At 63.9% G+C, this 18,070-nt stretch carries 8 protein-coding genes; 1 reads left to right on the top strand and 7 read right to left on the bottom strand.

The features are described 5' to 3' along the window. Positions 1 to 143: 143 nt before the first annotated feature. Together LB523_RS02165 and LB523_RS02160 are read right to left on the bottom strand one after the other, a co-directional pair. On the bottom strand, positions 144 to 2,570 hold the full coding sequence (locus LB523_RS02165) for an FAD-dependent oxidoreductase (RefSeq protein ID WP_224600747.1): 2,427 nt from the start codon (positions 2,568 to 2,570) through the stop codon (positions 144 to 146). 64 nt (positions 2,571 to 2,634) lie between these two features. Beyond that, the gene (locus LB523_RS02160; protein ID WP_224600746.1) at positions 2,635 to 4,173 is read right to left on the bottom strand and encodes a trimethylamine methyltransferase family protein; all 1,539 of its coding nucleotides are present in this window, start codon (positions 4,171 to 4,173) and stop codon (positions 2,635 to 2,637) included. Between the two features lie 210 nt (positions 4,174 to 4,383). Here LB523_RS02160 and LB523_RS02155 point away from each other — a divergent pair, with 210 nt between their 5' ends. Then, positions 4,384 to 4,974: a hypothetical protein gene (locus LB523_RS02155; protein ID WP_224600745.1), complete on the top strand. Its 591-nt coding sequence runs from the start codon at positions 4,384 to 4,386 to the stop codon at positions 4,972 to 4,974. Positions 4,975 to 5,342: 368 nt separating this feature from the next. On the opposite strand, the gene LB523_RS02150 is transcribed toward LB523_RS02155, so the two are convergent. The 5 genes from LB523_RS02150 to LB523_RS02130 all read right to left on the bottom strand — a co-directional run bounded on the left by LB523_RS02150 (position 5,343) and on the right by LB523_RS02130 (position 18,068). Further along, on the bottom strand, positions 5,343 to 7,676 hold the full coding sequence (locus LB523_RS02150; RefSeq protein ID WP_224600744.1) for an ABC transporter ATP-binding protein: 2,334 nt from the start codon (positions 7,674 to 7,676) through the stop codon (positions 5,343 to 5,345). 50 nt (positions 7,677 to 7,726) lie between these two features. After that, the gene (locus LB523_RS02145; protein WP_140839587.1) at positions 7,727 to 8,884 is read right to left on the bottom strand and encodes an ABC transporter permease; all 1,158 of its coding nucleotides are present in this window, start codon (positions 8,882 to 8,884) and stop codon (positions 7,727 to 7,729) included. 12 nt (positions 8,885 to 8,896) lie between these two features. Further along, positions 8,897 to 9,931 carry an ABC transporter permease gene (locus LB523_RS02140; protein ID WP_095768933.1) on the bottom strand — a complete coding sequence of 345 codons (1,035 nt, stop codon included), beginning with the start codon at positions 9,929 to 9,931 and terminating at the stop codon, positions 8,897 to 8,899. A 148-nt stretch (positions 9,932 to 10,079) separates the two neighbouring features. Continuing rightward, complete coding sequence (locus LB523_RS02135; protein WP_140839585.1) at positions 10,080 to 11,738, bottom strand: ABC transporter substrate-binding protein; 1,659 nt, start codon at positions 11,736 to 11,738, stop codon at positions 10,080 to 10,082. Positions 11,739 to 12,014: 276 nt separating this feature from the next. After that, positions 12,015 to 18,068, bottom strand: a complete 6,054-nt coding sequence (locus LB523_RS02130; RefSeq protein ID WP_224600743.1) for a translocation/assembly module TamB domain-containing protein — start codon at positions 18,066 to 18,068, stop codon at positions 12,015 to 12,017. Positions 18,069 to 18,070: the final 2 nt, after the last annotated feature.

Below are 18,070 nucleotides of genomic sequence, written 5' to 3'. Positions count from 1 at the left end.
ATTCCGGATCGGAAACCGCTTCGCACTTTTCCCGGAATTGCTCTAGAGCATGATCCCGAAAAGTGGGAACCGGTTTTCGGAAAAGATCATGCTCCAACAAAGAGTTAGAGCAGTATGACGATTCAACGAAACGTCATCCTGCTCTAGCCGCGCATCCGCTCGAAATTGGCGTCGAACAGCGGCGCCGCCTGGATGCGCGCCGCATGGCGCTTGCCGAGGATCTCGATCTCGAAACCGTCCGGTCTGTCGGCGATCTCCTTGGGCACATAACCCATCGCGACCGACTTCTTCGAGTGATGCGCATAGCCGCCCGAGGTGACCCAGCCGCGCACAACGCCGTCATGCCAGATCGCCTCGTCGCCGATCACATCGGCATCGGTGGCGTCGACGATGAAGCTGCGCAGCCTGAGCTTGCCGCCGTCTTTGCGCTCGGTAAGTGCTGCTTCCTTGCCGATGAAATCAGCGTCCTTGCCATAGGCGACGAAGCGGTCGAGCCCGGCCTCAAGCGGCCCATAGATCGGCCGGTACTCGCGCGCCCATGAGCCATAGTTCTTCTCGAGTCTCAGCGCATTGAGCGCGCGCGAGCCGAACAGGCCGATGCCTGCCGCTTCGCCCGCGGCCAGCAGCGCCTGGTATGCGGCGCGCTGATATTCGGGCGCTACCCAGATCTCGTAGCCGAGATCGCCGGTGTAGCTGACGCGGCCTATCAGGCATGGCGCCATGCCGATATCCATCCGCGCAACCGCCATGAAAGGGAACGCAGCGTTGGAGACATCGGCGCGGGTGACCTTGGCGAACACTTCCCTGGCCTTCGGCCCGGTGATCGCAAGGCCGGTGAGCTTCTGTCCCAGCGCCTCGATTTGCACCGAGCCGTCCTTCGGCAGATGCGCCTCGAACCAGCGCATGTGGTATTGCTCGGCGATGCCGGAGCCGGCGATGAACCACTCTGCGTCGTCGATGTTGGCCAAAGTGAAATCGCCGATGAGTTTGCCGTCGTCCTTCAGCATCGGCGCCAGGGTCATGCGGCCGCGCTTTGGCAGCCTGCAGGCAAGCATGCGGTCGAGCCAGGCGGCCGCGCCCTCGCCGGTCACCTTGTATTTGGCGAAGTTCGAGATCTCCGACAGGCCGACGCCGTCGCGCAGCGCCGCGACTTCCTTGGCAACATGGTCGAAGTCAGTCGAACGCCGCCAGGAAAACTCGTCCTTGACGCCATCCGGCGCATACCAGAGCGGCACTTCCAAGCCGTATGACACGCCCCATTGCGCGCCCTTGGCGGCAAGCGTGTCATAGAGAGGCGTCGTCTTCAGCGGCCGCCCGGCCGGCAGTTCCTCATTGGGGAAGCGGATTGAGAAACGGCGCGAATAATTCTCGCGCACCTTGGCGTTGGTGTAGGCCATTGTCGCCCAGTCGCCATAGCGCGCCACGTCCATGGCCCAGATGTCGGCGCCCGGATCGCCCTCGATCATCCAGTTGGAGAGCGCAAGCCCCACGCCGCCGCCCTGGCTGAAGCCTGCCATGACGCCGCAGGCAACCCAGAAGCCAGGCAAGCCGCGCACCGGACCGACCAGCGGATTGCCGTCGGGGGCGAAGGTGAAGGGGCCGTTGATGATCTGCTTGATGCCGGTTTTCTGGAAGGCCGGAAAATGGCGGAAGCCGACTTCGAGCGACGGGGCGATGCGGTCTATGTCCGGCTCCAAGAGCTCATGGCCGAAATTCCAAGGTGTGGAAAATTCGGACCAGACCTTGTTGGCCTTCTCGTAAGTGCCCATCAGCATGCCGCCGCGCTCCTGGCGCAGATAGAGCTCACCGTCGAAATCGACCGCGTGTATGATCTCGGTGCCGGTCTTCTTGTTCCAGTCGGCGACTTCCGGCATGTCCTCGGTGATCAGGTACATGTGCTCCATGGCCAGCACCGGCAGCTCGAGCCCGACCATGCGGCCGACCTCGCGCGCCCACAGACCGCCGGCATTGACGACGTGCTCGGCAATGATATCCCCCTTGTTGGTGATGATCCGCCACAGCCCGTCGGGACGGCGCACGATGTCCTCGACCTTGGTGAAGCGCTCGACCTCGGCCCCCAGTTTCCGCGCCGCCTTGGCATAGGCATGCGTCACGCCGGACGGGTCGAGATGGCCGTCCTCCTTGTTGCGGACGGCGCCGACAAACTGGCTGGGATCGATGAGCGGCATCAGTTCCGCCGCTTCCTTGGCCGAGATCACTTCGAGGTCGATGCCGAGATAGCGGCCCTTGGACACCACGCCGCGCAGCCAGTCGAGCCGCGCTTCGGTCGCCGCTAGTAGCACGCCGCCCGTGAGGTGCACGCCGGTGGCCTGCCCCGACAGTTCCTCGATCTCCTTGTAGAGCGAGATCGTGTATTTCTGCAGCTTGGCGACGTTGGGGTCGCCGTTGATGGTGTGCATGCCGCCGGCCGCATGCCAGGTCGACCCCGACGTCAGTTCGTCGCGCTCCAGAAGCACGACGTCGGTCCAGCCATGGCGGGCAAGATGGAACAGCACCGAGCATCCGACGACACCGCCACCGATGACCACGACCTTTGCATGCGACTTCATGGACTTTTCTCGTTGGTTCAGTGAGTTGAGAGATTGAAATGAATCAGGATGGGAAGCTGTTCCCTCACGGCTCACCCTGCCCAATCGCTTCCTTGCGGCGCGCCATATAGGCTTCGAGCGCCTCGCGCACCGCGGGATCCATGGCCGGCTGGACATATTCCTCCAGCGCCTTCTTCCACAGCCGCGTCGCGCGCGCCGTCGTGTCGAGCGCACCCGCCTCCTGCCAGGCCTCGTAATTCTGCCAGTTGGAAAGCATCGGCTGGTAGAAGGCGGTGGCGTAGCGCTCCAGCGTGTGCGGCTCGCCGAAGAAGTGGCCGCCGGTCGGCACCGCGCCGAGCGCCTCGACCGCAAGTTCCGCCTCGTCGACGACGATCGGCCGCAGGAACTCCATCATGTGCTGGATCATCTCGACATCGATGATGAGCTTTTCGAACGACGCCGTCAGCCCGCCTTCCTGCCAGCCGGCGGCGTGGTAGACGAGATTGCCGTGGCCGAGCACCGCGCCCCACAGCGCCATCAGCGTCTCGTAGGCGCCCTGCGCATCGGCGGCATTGGAGGCCGAGCCAGGCGTCGTGCGGTAAGGCAATTTGTAACGCCGCGCCAACTGCCCGGAAGCGATGTTGGCCTTGGTGTTCTCCGGCGTGCCGAAGGCGGGCGCGCCCGACTTCATGTCGACATTGGAGGTGAAGGCGCCATACATCACCGGCGCACCCGGACGCACCAGCTGCGTCAGCACGATGCCGAACAGCGCTTCGGCATTCTGCTGCGCCAGCGCGCCGGCCAGCGTTACCGGGCTCATCGCCCCCATCAGCGTGAACGGCGTCACCGCCACCGACTGGCCGTATTCGGCCATGGTCATCAGCCCTTCGGCCATCATCTCGTCGAAGCGGCGCGGCGAGTTGACCGAAATGATGGTGGTGACGCCGGGGTCCTCTCCCATCTGCTCAAGCGTCAGCCCGCGCGCGATCGCCATCATCTCGATGCCGTCTAGCGCCCTGCCCCGCCCGATCGCCGAGACGTGGAAGCATTTGTCGGTCAGCGTCAGATTGGCGAAATAGGTATCCATATGCCTGGTGTTCGCCGGCAGCTCGACCGGGGCGCAGACCTGGTTGCCCAGCATGTGGATGCAGTTGAAATGCTGCGCCAGCCGGACGAGGTCCGAGTAGTCGGCGAGGTTGCCGGCGCGGCGGCCGCGTTCCATGTCATGCACATTGGGCGGCCCGGCGACGAGCGTGAAGTTGATGGTGCTGCCGCCAAGATGGATGGCGTGATCTGGGTTTCGGGGCGTCAGCGTATAGGCCGAGCGCGTCGACTTCAGCGCCTCCTCGACCATGCCGCGATCGATGCGCACATTCATCGAGCCGTGGTCGACCTTGGCGCCGGCGCGCTCGAACAGCGACAGGGCGCGTGCGCTCATCACCTCGATGCCGAAATTCTCCAGTATGTGCATCGATGCCTGGTGGATGGCTTCGATCTGGTCGGCCGACAGCAGCGCCATCGGCGGATAGGGATTGTCCACCCGCCGCCGCGGTAGTTGCGGGATGGCGGCTGGTCCCCGGTTGCTGGTGCGCTCGGCGCCGCGCTTGCGTCTTGGTTCGCTCATGCGCGCATCAGAGCGCCGGCATCGCATGCGAGCTGTCAGGAATTCGCCATTTGCCGGCGTGATTTTAGCCAAGGCGGCATTTTTCAAAATCGAGGAAAAGAATAGCGACACGAGTAGTCGTGATATCGATACTTAGCTTTTCGCGCTTCCCACCCCTCGTTAAGGAAGCGCGCAACACTCCTTTTATGATTTCGGCCTATTCGTCTTCCAATGCATAGGTCGAGTTTTAGTAAAATTGTCGCTGTTTCCGTGCTGCTGGCGCTTTCGGCCTGCGCGACGGCGCCCAGTCACATCAACAATGTCTGCGCGGTCTTCGACCAGAATGACGGCTGGTTCGACAACTGGCAGTCCGCCGCCGAACGGACCGAGCGGAAATACGGCGTTCCCGTCCCCGTGCTGATGGCGACGGTGCGCAAGGAATCCGGCTTCAAGAGCAATGCCCGCCCGCCGCGCACCAAGCTGCTCGGCTTCATCCCGTGGAGGCATGTCTCGAGCGCCACCGGCTACTCGCAGGCGCTCGACGGCACATGGTCGCAATATCAAAGCGAGACCGGCAACTGGGCGGCGCGCCGTACGCGCTTTGCCGACGCCATCGATTTCGTCGGCTGGTACCACTCAAAGACGGCCGACACTTTCGGCGTCGCCCGCAACGACACCTACAATCTCTATCTGGCCTATTATCTCGGCTGGACCGCGTATGGCCGCGGCAACCGCGGCGATGGCGGCGTTCAAAACTACGCGCGCGCCACCGACCAGATGGCGCGCGATTACGCCGCGCAGATGCGGCAGTGCGGCAGCTAGTTCCTCAACACGGTGATTTTGAAAGATTGAAGGCTTGTCGGGCAAGGCTATCAACGCAAACGCTGGCGATGAGCTGAAGGCTCCTGAACCTCGTCATTCTAGGGCGGAGCAAGGAGCGTAGCGACGCGCGCAGACCCTAGAATCCATTCCGTTACCCTGACCGAATTGTGCAATGGTGCAAAATTTCTGGGCCGCCGCGGCACTTCCATATCACGGCATGGATCCTCGGGTCCGCGCGCGTCGCTACGCTCCTTGCTCCGCCCGTGGATGACGATCGCGATAGGCGTCTCGGCCAATCGCCAAAGGCATGGGCTTTGCCAACGCACACATAACCAACCGGTCAAAACTTCTATGTTAAGGAACCGGGTCTAGTGCCGCCTTGTCGTGTCCTTCGGCCTTGAGACACCGGTTTCCGAATCCTCGTCGCGCACTTCGTGGCGACGGGCTTTGAGCACCTGGTCGTTCTCCTCGACGCCCTTTCCGATCGCATCGGCCTCCGCGCTGGCGTTTTTGCCGTCGGGCCGCTGCGGCGGCGAACCGGCAAAGCCTGGCCCCTCGCCGTGCGGCGCATCATCCGGCACGCCTTCACGCGCGGCATGTTCCTTGTCGAACTTGATGACCGGTTCCATCCTGGCCAGGACATCGTCCGAGAGCCAGCACAGGCTCATATGGCCGTTGCCGAGATTCTTCACCGGCGGCACCTTGGTCTCGCACAGATTGTCGGGCACCAGCTTCTTGTAGCCGCAGCGCGTCTGGAACGGGCAGCCGGTCGGCGGGTTCATCGCCGACGGGATGTCGCCTTCCAGCACGATGTGCTTCTTCACCACGCTGGTGTCGGCGATCGGGATAGCCGACAGCAGCGCCTCGGTATAGGGATGGTAAGGCGGCGAGAAGATCTGATCGGTCGTGCCTTGCTCGACGATGTAGCCGAGATACATGACGACGACGCGGTCGGCGATGTAGCGCACCACCGACAGGTCGTGGCTGATGAACAGCATCGTGGTCTTGTTCTTGCGCTGGATGTCCATCAACAGCTCGGTCACCGCCGCCTGCACCGAGACGTCGAGGGCCGAGACCGGCTCGTCGGCCACCACCACCTTGGCGTCGCCGGCAAATGCGCGCGCGACGCCGATACGCTGCTTCTGCCCGCCCGACAACTGGCGCGGCTTGCGCGTTTCGAAGGCGCGCGGCAGCTTCACCAGGTCGAGCAGTTCCAGCATCCGCTGGCGCCGCTCGGCGACTGTCCTGCCGACTTTGAACTTCTCCAGCGTGCGGATGATCTGCGAGCCGACCGTGTGGCTGGGGTTCAGCGTGTCGAACGGATTCTGGAACACCATCTGGATCGAAGACACCGTCTCGACATTGCGGCGCTCGATGCCGGTCGACTGGATCTCCTTGTTGCCCAGCGTCACGGTGCCGGAGCTTGCGGTCTCGAGGCCCAACAACACCTTGGCGAGCGTCGACTTGCCGCAGCCGGATTCGCCGACGATCGCGACCGTCTCGGATTCGCGCGCGGTGAACGAGATCGTCTCGTTGGCCTTGACGACGCGGCCTTCGCTCGAGCCGAACACCTCGCTGCCGCCCACCTTGTAGTATTTCTTGAGATCGTCGATCTTGAGCACCGGCGCGCCGGGCTCGACCTTTTCGTTGACCTTCTTGGCACCGGGCGGCAGCGCCTCCCAGTCGATCTCGTTGAACCGCACGCAGCGCGAGAAATGGCCCTCATGGCCCTCGACCGGGATCATCGGGATTTCCGCGGCGTTGCAGACGCCCTCGACGAAATGGTGGCAGCGTGGCCCGAAATTGCAGCCCTTCGGCCGCTCATGCGGCAGCGGCAACTGTCCAGGAATGGAGATCAGCGGCCGCGAGTTCTTGTCGGCGCCAGGCAGCGGGATCGAACGGAACAGCCCTTGCGTGTAGGGGTGGCGCATCCGGTCGAACACGTCCTCGATCTTGCCGGTCTCGACCGCCTCGCCCGAATACATCACCGTGATCTTGTCGCAGGTCTCGAGGATGAGGCCGAGATTGTGCGACACGAAGATCATCGAGGTGCCGAACTTCTCGCCCAGACCCTTGACCAGCTCGACGATGCCGGCCTCGACGGTAACGTCGAGCGCCGTCGTCGGCTCGTCGAGCAGAAGCAGCGCCGGTTTCGACAGCAGCGCCATGGCGATGACGATGCGCTGCTGCTGGCCGCCGGACAGCTGGTGCGGATAGGAGCGCATCATGCGCTCCGGATCGGGCAGCTTCACCGCCCGCACCATCTCCAGGGCGCGGTTGTAGGCCTCTTCCTTCGACACCTTGTCGTGGATCAGCGGCACTTCCATCAGCTGCTGGCCGATCTTCATCGCCGGATTGAGGCTCGCCATCGGCTCCTGGTAGATCATGGCGATCTTGTTGCCGCGGATCGAGCGCAGCTCATCCTCGGAGAGCTCGCCCATGTCCTTGCCCTGGAACTTGATCTTTCCGCCGACGATCTTCCCGATGTTGGAGAGGTCGCGCATGATCCCGAGCGACACGGTCGACTTGCCGCAGCCGGACTCGCCGACGATCCCCATCGCCTCGCCGGGCATGACCGTGCAGGAAAAATCCATCACGGCCGGGATCTCGCCCTTGCGGGTGAAGAAGGAGATCGAGAGGTTCTCGATCTCGATGATCGGCTGACTGGTCGCCTTGGCTGGATCTCGAACTGCCTCGTTCATGGGTCGCTCCAATCCTTGGTCCTTGGAAGATGGGGCCGAAAACCCCGCCATCAATCTTTCATCGACTGTTCACGCAGCGAATCCGCCAACAGGTTCAGCCCCAGCACGAACGACATCAGCGCGATCGTCGGCGGCAGCGCCGGGTGGATGAAGGACCGCAAGAGGCGGCTGGCGTCCTTGATCGCGGTGCCCCAGTCGGGGCTTTCCGGCGCCAGGCCCAGGCCGAAATAGCCGAGCGTTCCGAGCAGGATCGTCGTGTAGCCGATGCGCAGGCAGGCATCGACGATCAGCGGACCCCGCGCATTGGGCAGGATCTCCCACAGCATGATGTACCAGGGCGATTCACCGCGCGTCTGCGCCGCCGCCACATAATCGCGCGTCTTGATGTCCATGGTCAGCCCGCGCACGATGCGGAACACGCCCGGGCTGGAGGCGAACACCACCGCCACGAAGATGTTGAGCTGGTTGGGATCGATATGGACGATGCGCAGCGGATCCTTGTCGAAGACGAGGCCCGTATAGATCCAGCCGCCTAGGACCAGCGTGATGCCGAGCAGGATATAGAGCCGGTCCGGCCGGTTCTTGTAGCGAGTCCAGAACAGCACGCAGAAGAAGATGATCGGGAACAGGAAGAACAGCCCCGCCATCCCATAGGGGATCGGCGTGTCCATGATGCCCGGCGTTACCAGCAGGTAGAACAAGAGGATGACCGGGAAGGCCAGCACCAGATTGGCAAGGAACGACAAGAGCGTGTCGATCTTGCCGCCATAATAACCAGCCGGCAGGCCGAGCGTGATGCCGACCATCAGCGCGAAGCCGGTGGCGGCCGGCGCGATGATCAGCACGATCTGGCTACCATAGACCATCCGCGAGAACACGTCGCGGGCAAGCTTGTCGCCGCCGAAATAATAGACGAGCTTCGATGCCGGCTCGATCGCCCCGGGCAGCGTATCCTTCATCACCGAGACCTGCGCCAGCGGATCGAAGGGCGAGATGGTGGAGGCGAAGATCGCCGTGAACAGCCAGAACAGGCAGATGAAGACGCCGGCGATGCCGACGCCGCTGTCGAAGAGCTGGCCGTAAAGCCCAAGCCGCTTCTTGTAGGTAAAGCTGGCGCCCATCACCAGGATGAGCCCGACCCACACCGGCCAGAACCGCCAGAGCACGCCGATAACCACGTTGAAGGCGCTGATATATTCGGTTTGCATCGGCCCCTGCCCCTACTGAACCCTGATACGCGGATTGAGAAACGCGTAGCCGACGTCGGAAATCAGCTGCGTGATCAGCACGATGAACACCGAGACCAGCGAGCAGCCGAGCAGCAGGTCGATGTCGTTGTTGCCGGCCGCCTCGACCAGCGTGTAGCCGAACCCCTGGTAGCGGAACATCACCTCGACGATGACAACGCCGGTGAGCAGCCACGGGAACTGCAGCATGATGACGGTGAAGGGCGCGATCAGCGCGTTGCGCAACGCATGCTTGATGACCACGCTGCTGAAGGACAGGCCCTTCAGCCGGGCGGTGCGGATATATTGCTGCGTCATCACCTCGACCATCGAGGCGCGTGTCATGCGCGCGATATAGCCGATGCCGTAGATCGCCAGGGTGATCACCGGCAGCGTGAAATTGTAGAAGGTTATGCCCTGGCTGGCGGACGCCGCCGAGCCGTTCAGCCAACCGAGCCAAGATGCGAAGATGACGGTGAAGATGACGCCCGACACGTATTCGGGCGTCGCCGTCGAGGCGATCGAGGCCACCGACAGCACGCGGTCGGTGCGCGAGCCCTCGCGCATGCCGGCGAGAATGCCGATCAGCAGCGAGATCGGCACCATCACCGCCAGCACCCAGAACATCAACAATCCGGTGGCGCCGAGGGCCGGGAACAGCTTGGCCGCGACCGTCGTCTTGAACTTGGTCGAGCAGCCGAAATCGCCCTGCAGGACGCCGGAGAATTGCGGCTCGGCCGGGTCGTTGCAGAACGAGAAGCGCTGCGTCGTCTTGCCGGTCGCCGGATCGGTGATCGGATGCTTCGGCAGGACCCCCAGCCACTGGCCGTAGCGCACGAAGAAGTTCTGCCGGTAGCCATGATTGACCAGCCAGCTTTCGAGCTGGTCGGCTGGCGTGTGCATCTCGGTCTGGCTGATCGCCAGTTTCTTCAGATTGGGCTCGAGATTGACGAGAAAGAAGACGACCAGCGTCAGGCACAGCATCGTGAGCAGTATCGTGCCGATGCGTCTGGCGATGAATGAGAACATGTGCCCCCCTGCCGGCCGGGTTGGGGTCAGATACGTTCAACCCTGTTTCGAAAAGCGGATGACGCCCCGCCGCCGCTGCAGGATATGCAACGGCGACGAAGCTGCAAATACGAGGGGCCGCGGCCCCTCGTATCCATCGCGCTATGGATCATGCCTGCTCGAGCCAGACCTTGCCGAAGTCGTGCTCGTAGGTGGGGTGCATCGAGTGGTTCTTCACCTCGGGCTTGATGTTGATGTAGAGCTTGCGCCAGTAAGGCTGGATGATGATGCCGGAATCTTGCAGGGTCTGCTCGATATCCTTCATCACAACCTTGCGCTTCTCCGCATCGGCAATGCCGAGCGCCTCGTTCACCTTCTTGTCGAAGTCCGGATTGGCGTAGGCCGTCTCGTTCCAAGCTTCACCGGTGCGGTAAGCGATGGCGATCACCTGGATGCCCAGCGGGCGCATGTTCCAGTTGGTTTCCGAGAACGGATACTTCGTCCAGTCGTTCCAGAAGGTCGAGCTCGGCAGCACGGTGCGCTTCACCTTGATGCCGGCTTCGCGCAGCTGGGCGGCGATCGCGTCCGTGGTGTTCTTGTGGTAGTCCTCGTCGTTGCTGATCAGTTCGTGCTCGAAATCGATCGCGCCGGCCTCCGTCAGCATCTGCTTGGCCTTGGCGATGTCGCGCTTGACCTCCGGCAGCTTGACGTATTCCGGATGGATCGGCGCGACGTGGTGGTTTTCGGCCGGCGTACCGGCATTGCCGTAGCCGAGCTGCAGCACGGTGGCGTTGTCGACGGCAAGCAACATCGCCTGACGAACCTTCTGGTCGTCATAGGGCTTGTGGGTGATGTTGAAGCGCGACACCACGGTGGCAGCCGTCACGACTTCCGAGACCGGAGCGCCGACGTCGGCGATGATCTTGATGTAGTCGGCGGTCGTTTCGTGGTTGGTCTGGACTTCGCCCGACTCGAAGGCAGAGACGGTCGCGGCCGGATCGGTGCCGTAATCGATGAACTCGACGCCGTCGAGGAAGGCCTCGCCCTGCCACCACTTGCCGGTCTCGCGGCGCTTGTAGACCACCTTCTGGCCGACGTCGTAGGAGACTAGCTCGAACGGACCGGTGCCGATCGGGCAGCTCTTGAAGTTGGCGCCCTTCTCGTCGAAGGTCTTGTGCACGACCAGCGCCGGATAGTCGCAAAGGTTCGGGATGATGGCGATGTCGGGCTTGGTCAGCTTGAGCTTGACGGTCATGTCGTCGACCTTGACGACGGAGCCTTCGCGCAGCTTCTTGGTCGTGTCGTCAACGAGGCTGCCGAGGCGGCCAGGCATCGAGTTGCCTTCCGCGCCCTTATCCGCCCAGCGCGTGAAGTTGTAGATCACGTCGTCGGCCGTGAACTTGTCGCCGTTGTTCCATTCGACGCCCGGCCGCACATGCAGCGTGTATTCGGTGGCGTCGTCGTTGATGTCCCAGCTCGCCAGCAGATACGGCGCGAAGGTATATTCCTTCGTGTATTTCACCAGCGGCTCGAGCGCCTGGCGCTCGGCATTGGAGATTTCGGACCAGTCGGCGGTGCGCGGATCCTTCGGATCCTTGATCGACATCGCGACCTTGAGCACGCCGCCCTTCTTGCCCTGCACGTCCTCGGCCCGGGCCGGGGTCGGCGCGGCGAGGCCGAGCATGCCATAGGCCATTGCCGTCGATGCGCCGAAGACGCTGGCCATAGCCAGGAATTCGCGGCGGTCCACGCCGCCCGATTTGGCTTCTTCAGCCATTTTCAGGATGTGATCGGGAACACGATCACCATTGCTCTTATAGATTGCCATGACTTACTCCCATTGTTGGCTTTCCGCCTTTTAACATTCCGCATCCAGACCGTGATGTCAAAACACGGTGTGGAGTAGGAACATGCCAGGGAATGTGCATCTTTGGCTACAACCCGGTTCGCGCGTTAGCGACAGTCTTGACGCAAATTTGTTATCGCGAGGCGGATTTCCAAAAAAATCGTTGCGGGCGATTAAATCAATACATTTTATACGGATAACGGCCCCGTCCCCGCGGCGGCCAGCCTGCTGGGCAGACACAGAAGCGCCGGCGCGGCCTCAATATTCGCGTTCGTAGAAGACGCCGCCCTTGGCTTCGCCGGCATCATTGGCCTCGCCGCGCAGCTTCACGCCGCGACCGACATTGAGGTCGATCGTGGCCTTGCCGGAGCCCGGCTTGTCGCCCTTCTGTATGGTCACATAGGTGCGGTCGTTAAGGTATTTGCCGGCCGAAACCGCGGTGCCGCCCTTCTCGTCCGTCGTCACGTCGAGATCGTCGACGCCGATTGCGTTGCGCAGGTTGTCGAGCAGCGAGGTCGTGCCGCCGGCGCCTGCCAATTGCGCGGCGGCGTCGGCGAGCTGGGCGATCTGCAGCGGTGACAGTCTGGACATGGATTGACCGAAGATGAGCTGCGCCAGGACCTCGTCCTGGGGCAGCGCCGGCACCGAGGAGAAGTTGAATTTCGGATCGGTCGCCTCGCCGGAAACCACGATTGTCACGGTGGCACTGCTTGTCGTGGTGGTCGCGGTGAGATTGAGGTAAGGCACCAGCGATCCCTGGAACCCGACCGTGCCCTCCGTGAATGTCAGCCGTTTTGCAAGGATCGTTAGCCGTCCGCGCTGCAAGGTGAAAGTGCCCACAGCCTGCGGTGACGACGCCGGGCCGGTTAGTTTGAGCGAGCCGCCGAGCTCGGCGTCGACGCCCCTGCCCTGGATGAAGATCTGGTTCGGCGCGTTGACCGTCACGTCAAGCGTCAGGCCGCTGCCGCCCTTGCTGCTGCCGCTGGACGTCGGCGGGCGCAGCGCCTTGTCCTGTGCCCGCACGGCGCGTGGCGCGTTCTTGTGCTTGACGTTGAGTTCCGAGAGTGACCCGGGCAGCTTGTCCGGAACGGTGATGACCGTCCTCGCCAGATTGATGGTGCCGGCGATCACCGGTGCCGAGACCAGCGGCCCCTTGACGGTCAGGTCGCCGCCGAGATTGGCGGTCACTACCCGGCCGTCGGTGTAGCGGCCATCGCTGAGCTTGATCGACAGGTCGGCCGGGAAGCCTTGCGCCGGCGTGATGCCCACCGTGCCGCTGGCCGACAGGCTGCCGCGCGTCGACAGCTTTCCGGTCAAGCGATTGATCCTGGCGACGCCGCCGCCGATCGAAACGTCGGCGTCGATATCGTTGACCGCCAGGCCGGAACGCGCATCGATAAGGCGCGCGCCGGATGTCGTGACTTTGCCGCTGATCACCGGCGCGGATGCGGGACCGCGCACCTGCACATCGACATTGGCAGTGCCGTTGAGCGCCAGACCTTGCGCGGCGAGCTTGGCGGCAAGGAAGGAAAACGGCACCTTGCCCTTGAAGTCGAGCGCCAAGGTGGGCGTGCCTGCCGTCGCCACCGTGCCGCCACCCTTGAGACCGAGGCCGGCGCCATCGCTGATGTCGGCATCGAAAGCGAGCTTGTTGCCGACGAAGGTTCCCGACGACGACACATTCATGCCGCCGAGGCCGGCGCCGCGCGTCTGCGAGGTCTGCACGCCGGAAGCGTCGATCTTGAAGGCCGCCGATGGGGTCGCCGGCGCGCCGGTGACCTTGACCGTGCCCGAGACCGAGCCGGCCGCGTCGAGACCCGGCGAGAAACTGTTGGCGAGCGAGATCGGCACCCGAGCCAGATTGGCGTTGATGTCGAGCGTCTGCGCGACCTTGCCCGTCACCGTCGCCGTGCCGCCGCCGAGATTCAGCACCAGCCGGTCGAGCGTCGTCACCCCGTTGGCGATGGTCACGGTCGAGGCCTGCGCGATCGCGGCCTTGATGCCCTGCATCGTCGCTTGGCCCGACGCGAGCTCGACCGTCGTCGTGCCGTTGGCGATCCTTACCCGGCCGGCTGCCTTCGCCGGGATATTCTTGACGGTGGCGCCGCCGGAGAAGCCGGTCCAGTCGCCGTCGCGCTTGAGGTCGACATCGATGCCGGCGATGGCGGTTCCGCCGGAAGTCACGCTCTCGGCGCGTATCGTGCCGCCAATAACCGGTGCTGCCATGTAATTCGCGATCTGCGCGTCGATGGCGACATTCCTGGCGGAAAGATCGCCGCGCTTGATCTCCGAGGTGTTCGCCTTGACGGCGACATTGGCCCCGTTGGCTGCCTTGGTAAAAGCGATCGTGCCGCGCACATTGCCCTCGGCCTTTTCCAAGGCCAGCGCGGCCAGCGGCCCGATATCGGGCAAGTCGAGCGAAACGGTGCCGACCGGCACGAAGGCATCGTCGAGAGTGAGATCGCCGGCAATCTTGTTCGGACCGAGCGACAGCAAAAGCCCATTGATCGCGCGGCTGCCATTGGTCGTGGCGAGCACCGCGCTGCCTTGCAGATTCTGCCCGGCGACATTGCCGGTGAGTTCAACATTGGCCGCCGGATTGGCGGCATCGGCCTTGCCGCTGGCCGTAAGCTTCAGTCCCGTGATCTCGCGCGCCGCCACGGAAAGCCGGTCGCTGCTCACCGTCATCGACAGGTCCGGCGTGGTGACCGGGCCTTGCGCGTTCAAGACAAAGGCGATGGCGCCCTTGGCGTCTTTCGACAGCCCCGAAACGTCGCTCAACGCGCCTCTGATCCCGGCGGCCAGCTTGCCGTCGGCAAGGCTCGCCTGCCCGTCGGCGCTGAGCGCGCCGGAATTCAGTTTCAGCCCGTCGACATTGACATTGCCATTGGCATCGCGCTTCAGCGAGGCGCTCAACGCAGCGCTCTCGCCAAGCATGCCGCGCACCGCCGCCGGCAAGGCTGAAGAGGCGACATTGGCGTTCATCTTGAGGTCGACCGAACCGTCGCCCAGCGATATCCGGCCGGCGACCTGGCTGTTGAGTGCATCGCTTCTCAAGGAGCCGCTGTCGACGGCAACGGCATCGGTCGTCAGGCGGCCATTGACCTTGGCCGTGACCTTGCCGGCGATCAGCGGCGCGATCGTCGGATTGTCGAGGCCGATCCTGTCCACCGACACCGTGCCGGAAACCGGACCAGCCCGCCCCCTGAGGTCGAAGGCGTCCGAATGCAGCGCCAGGATGAGGCCGTCGACCGTCGCCTGGCTGGCGGCAATGGAAGGCAGGATCGCGGACACATCGAGCCGCGCCTGCGTGCTTTCGCCCGCCATCTTTGCCGACAAGGACCGGACGGCGATCTTGACCGGGCTTTGGGCGCTGCCGACGGTCAACGGCAGGCTGGCTCCGGATGAGGTAAGATCGAGAGAGAAATCGCTGGCGCCGTTCGGGTTGAGAGTGCCGGCGGCCTTGCCTGAAATCCCTTCGCCCGAAAGCGTGGCGTGGTCCAGGGCGACGCCGCCCGCCAGCGTGTAAGTACCGGCAGCGTCCAGATCCAGCGGCCCGAGCCCCGCCTGCCGGGTCTGGCTGGTCTCGGCGCCCGCCAACTTCGCGTCGAACTGAATGTCGGGATTGGACGATGGACCCGTGACGTGTGCCGTGCCTTCCAGCGTTCCGGCCCCGTCGAGGCCGGGCACGAAATCATTGGCGAGTGCCAGCGGGAGGTTGGCGAGATTGGCCGTCAGGTCCAGTGCCTGACCGGCGCTGCCGGAAACCGTCGCCGAGCCGCCGCCGAGATTGAGCGCGAGCTTCTCGATGGCGGTCACGCCATTGGTGATGGAGAGGCTGGAAGGCTCGGCTATGGCCGCCTTGATGCCGCGCACCGTCGCCTCGCCGGAAGCGATTTCCACGCTTGTCGTGCCGTTGGCGATCTTCACTCGGCCGGTGGCGGTGGCCGGAATGCCGGACGCCGTGGCGCCGCCGGTAAAGTTCGTCCAATCGCCGTCGCGCTTCAAATCGATGCCGATGCCGCTGATGACCGTGCCGCCGGAGGTCACGCTATCGGCCTTGATCGTGCCTGAGATCGCCGGCCCTTTCAGGTAGTTGGCGATCAGCGCGTTGACGGTGATGGCTTTCGCCGCCAGATCGCCGCGCGCGATCGACTTGCTGGCCGCATTGATGGTGACAGTCGGCGCCTCGCCGTCCTTGGCGAAGGCGATCGTGCCGTTGATATCGCCGGTCGCGCTCTGATTTGCGAGCGCCGCAAGCGGTCCGATGTCGGGCACGGCAAGCGTCAGCGTGCCGAGCGGCAGGAACATGTCGTCGAGCGCGAGATCGCCCGACACCTTGTTGTCGCCAAGCGCCAGGCTGAGGCCCCTGATCGAGCGCTTGCCGTCGGCCGTCACCAGCGAGGCTGCGATGTCCAGCGCCTGCCCCTCGGCGCTGCCCGTCAGCGAGATTTCGGCGGACGGGTTGGCGATGTCGGCCTTGCCCTTGGCCGAGAGTTTGATGTCCTTCACCGTGCGGCCGGCGGCCGTCAGGCTGGCGCTGTCTGCTGAAACGGAGAAATCCGGCGCCCAGCGCGGGCCGCTCGTGGTCAGCGCGAAATTGACCCCGCCGGCAAGCGGCGTGCCGGCGAGCGACGACAGTGGCGAGACATCGCCCAACGTGCCTTTGACGCTGGCCTGGATATCCGATCCTTGCATGCTGCCGGTGCCGCTGGCGCTGAGCGAACCGGAACTGATCTCCAGCGAATTGGCGGCGAACGCGCCTTGCGGATCGCGCGTAGCGGTGGCCGAGAATTTCACCCGCTCGCCAAGCAGCGAGCTGATCTGCGGCGGCAATGCCTTCGAGACGGCGTCGGCATTCATCTTCAGCGTCATCGACAAATCGGCCAGCGCCACATTTGCCGTCAGCCCGGCATTGAGCGCATCGCTGCGCAAGGTGCCTTTGTCGATGGTCACGGTCTCGCGGCTGATCGTACCGGAAAGATCCGCGGCGAGCTTGCCGGTCACCAGCGGCGCCAGCGTCGCCACATCGGTCTTCAGGCCGGCGGCCGCGAGCTTGATGGCGACCGGGCCGCTAACGGTCTCGACGTCGAAGCCGTCGGAATGGATCTCGCCCGTAATATTGTTGAGCTGCGTGCCGCCGACGGCGACCGAAGTAAGCGACGTGCCGATATCGACCATTGGCGCCTCGCCGTCGCCGAAGGCGCGCACCGTGGCTTTTTCGACCGCGACCAGGATCGGAACCGCGCTGTTGCCGACATCGACGGTGACCGGCTTGTCCTTGGCGGAGAGCTCGACCGCCAGGTCGCTGGCGCCCTTCGGATCGACATTGCCGGTGGCAGTGCCGTGCACCGCATCGCTCTCTATGATGGCCTGCTCGATATCGATCCCACCCGACGCGGTCGCCGTTCCGGCGAGGTCGAAGCTCGTCTTACCGGCAAACAAAGCCTTTATCTTCTCCGGCAGGAACTCTTCGAACTGGCCGTCGCCCTTGGCCTCGATGCGGTGGCCCTTGTCAGTGAGCTGGTGCCGACCGGTCAGTTGGCTGACGATCCGGCCGTCGACCATGAAGGTGCCGACGCCGCTCCAGTTGGCCAAAGGCCCGCCGCCGGAAACGACGATGTTGACGGGCGGCGCATCCGGCAGCTTGAGCAAATTGGCGATGATGCCGCCGGCCGGCTCCGACGCCTTGAGGTCGAGGTCGAGCTTGTTGTCGGCCGGCGCAAAGTGGATCTTGGCGTCGACATTGCCTTGCTTGCCGTCATGGCGGCTGACGTTGAGCACGCTTTCGATCGCCAGCGGCGACGGATCGGCCTTGAGCGAACCCTTGGCGGCCAGTTCGGCGATGCCGCTGCCGGCAAGCTCCTGTCCAAGCGCGATCTCCGGCAGGTCGATCTGCTTCACGTCGATCGACACCGGCAGGCTGGACGAGCCACCTTGCGATGGCTGCTGGCTCGGCTGCGGCAGCCGCGCCAGCTCGATGCGCTCGGCGGCTAAGTGGTCGGCATTGAAATTCCAGGACAGCAGCGCCGCCGGCGACCAGTCGAGCACTACCTTGCGCGCCACCATCCAGGGGCCGGCGCGGTCTTCCAGCACGATGTGGTCGACCCTGAGCGCGCCCGACCAGATGCCTTCGATGCCGCTGACCGTCACCTTGCGGTCCTCGTTCGAAGCCATCTTCGAAATCAGGCCGGCAAGATTCTGCCGGCCGCCTTCGGTGCCGGTCAGAACGACAAGCGCACCGATCGCCACCATGAGCAGCACAAGCAGCGCGTAGAGGCAGATACGGAGGATGCGCCAGACCATCTTCATCG

Origin of the sequence: Mesorhizobium sp. ESP-6-4, assembly GCF_020164735.1 — a bacterium.
Lineage (GTDB): Bacteria > Pseudomonadota > Alphaproteobacteria > Rhizobiales > Rhizobiaceae > Mesorhizobium.
Note: the sequence above shows the minus strand (reverse complement) of the source record. Positions and strands in the feature narration are given on the sequence as shown.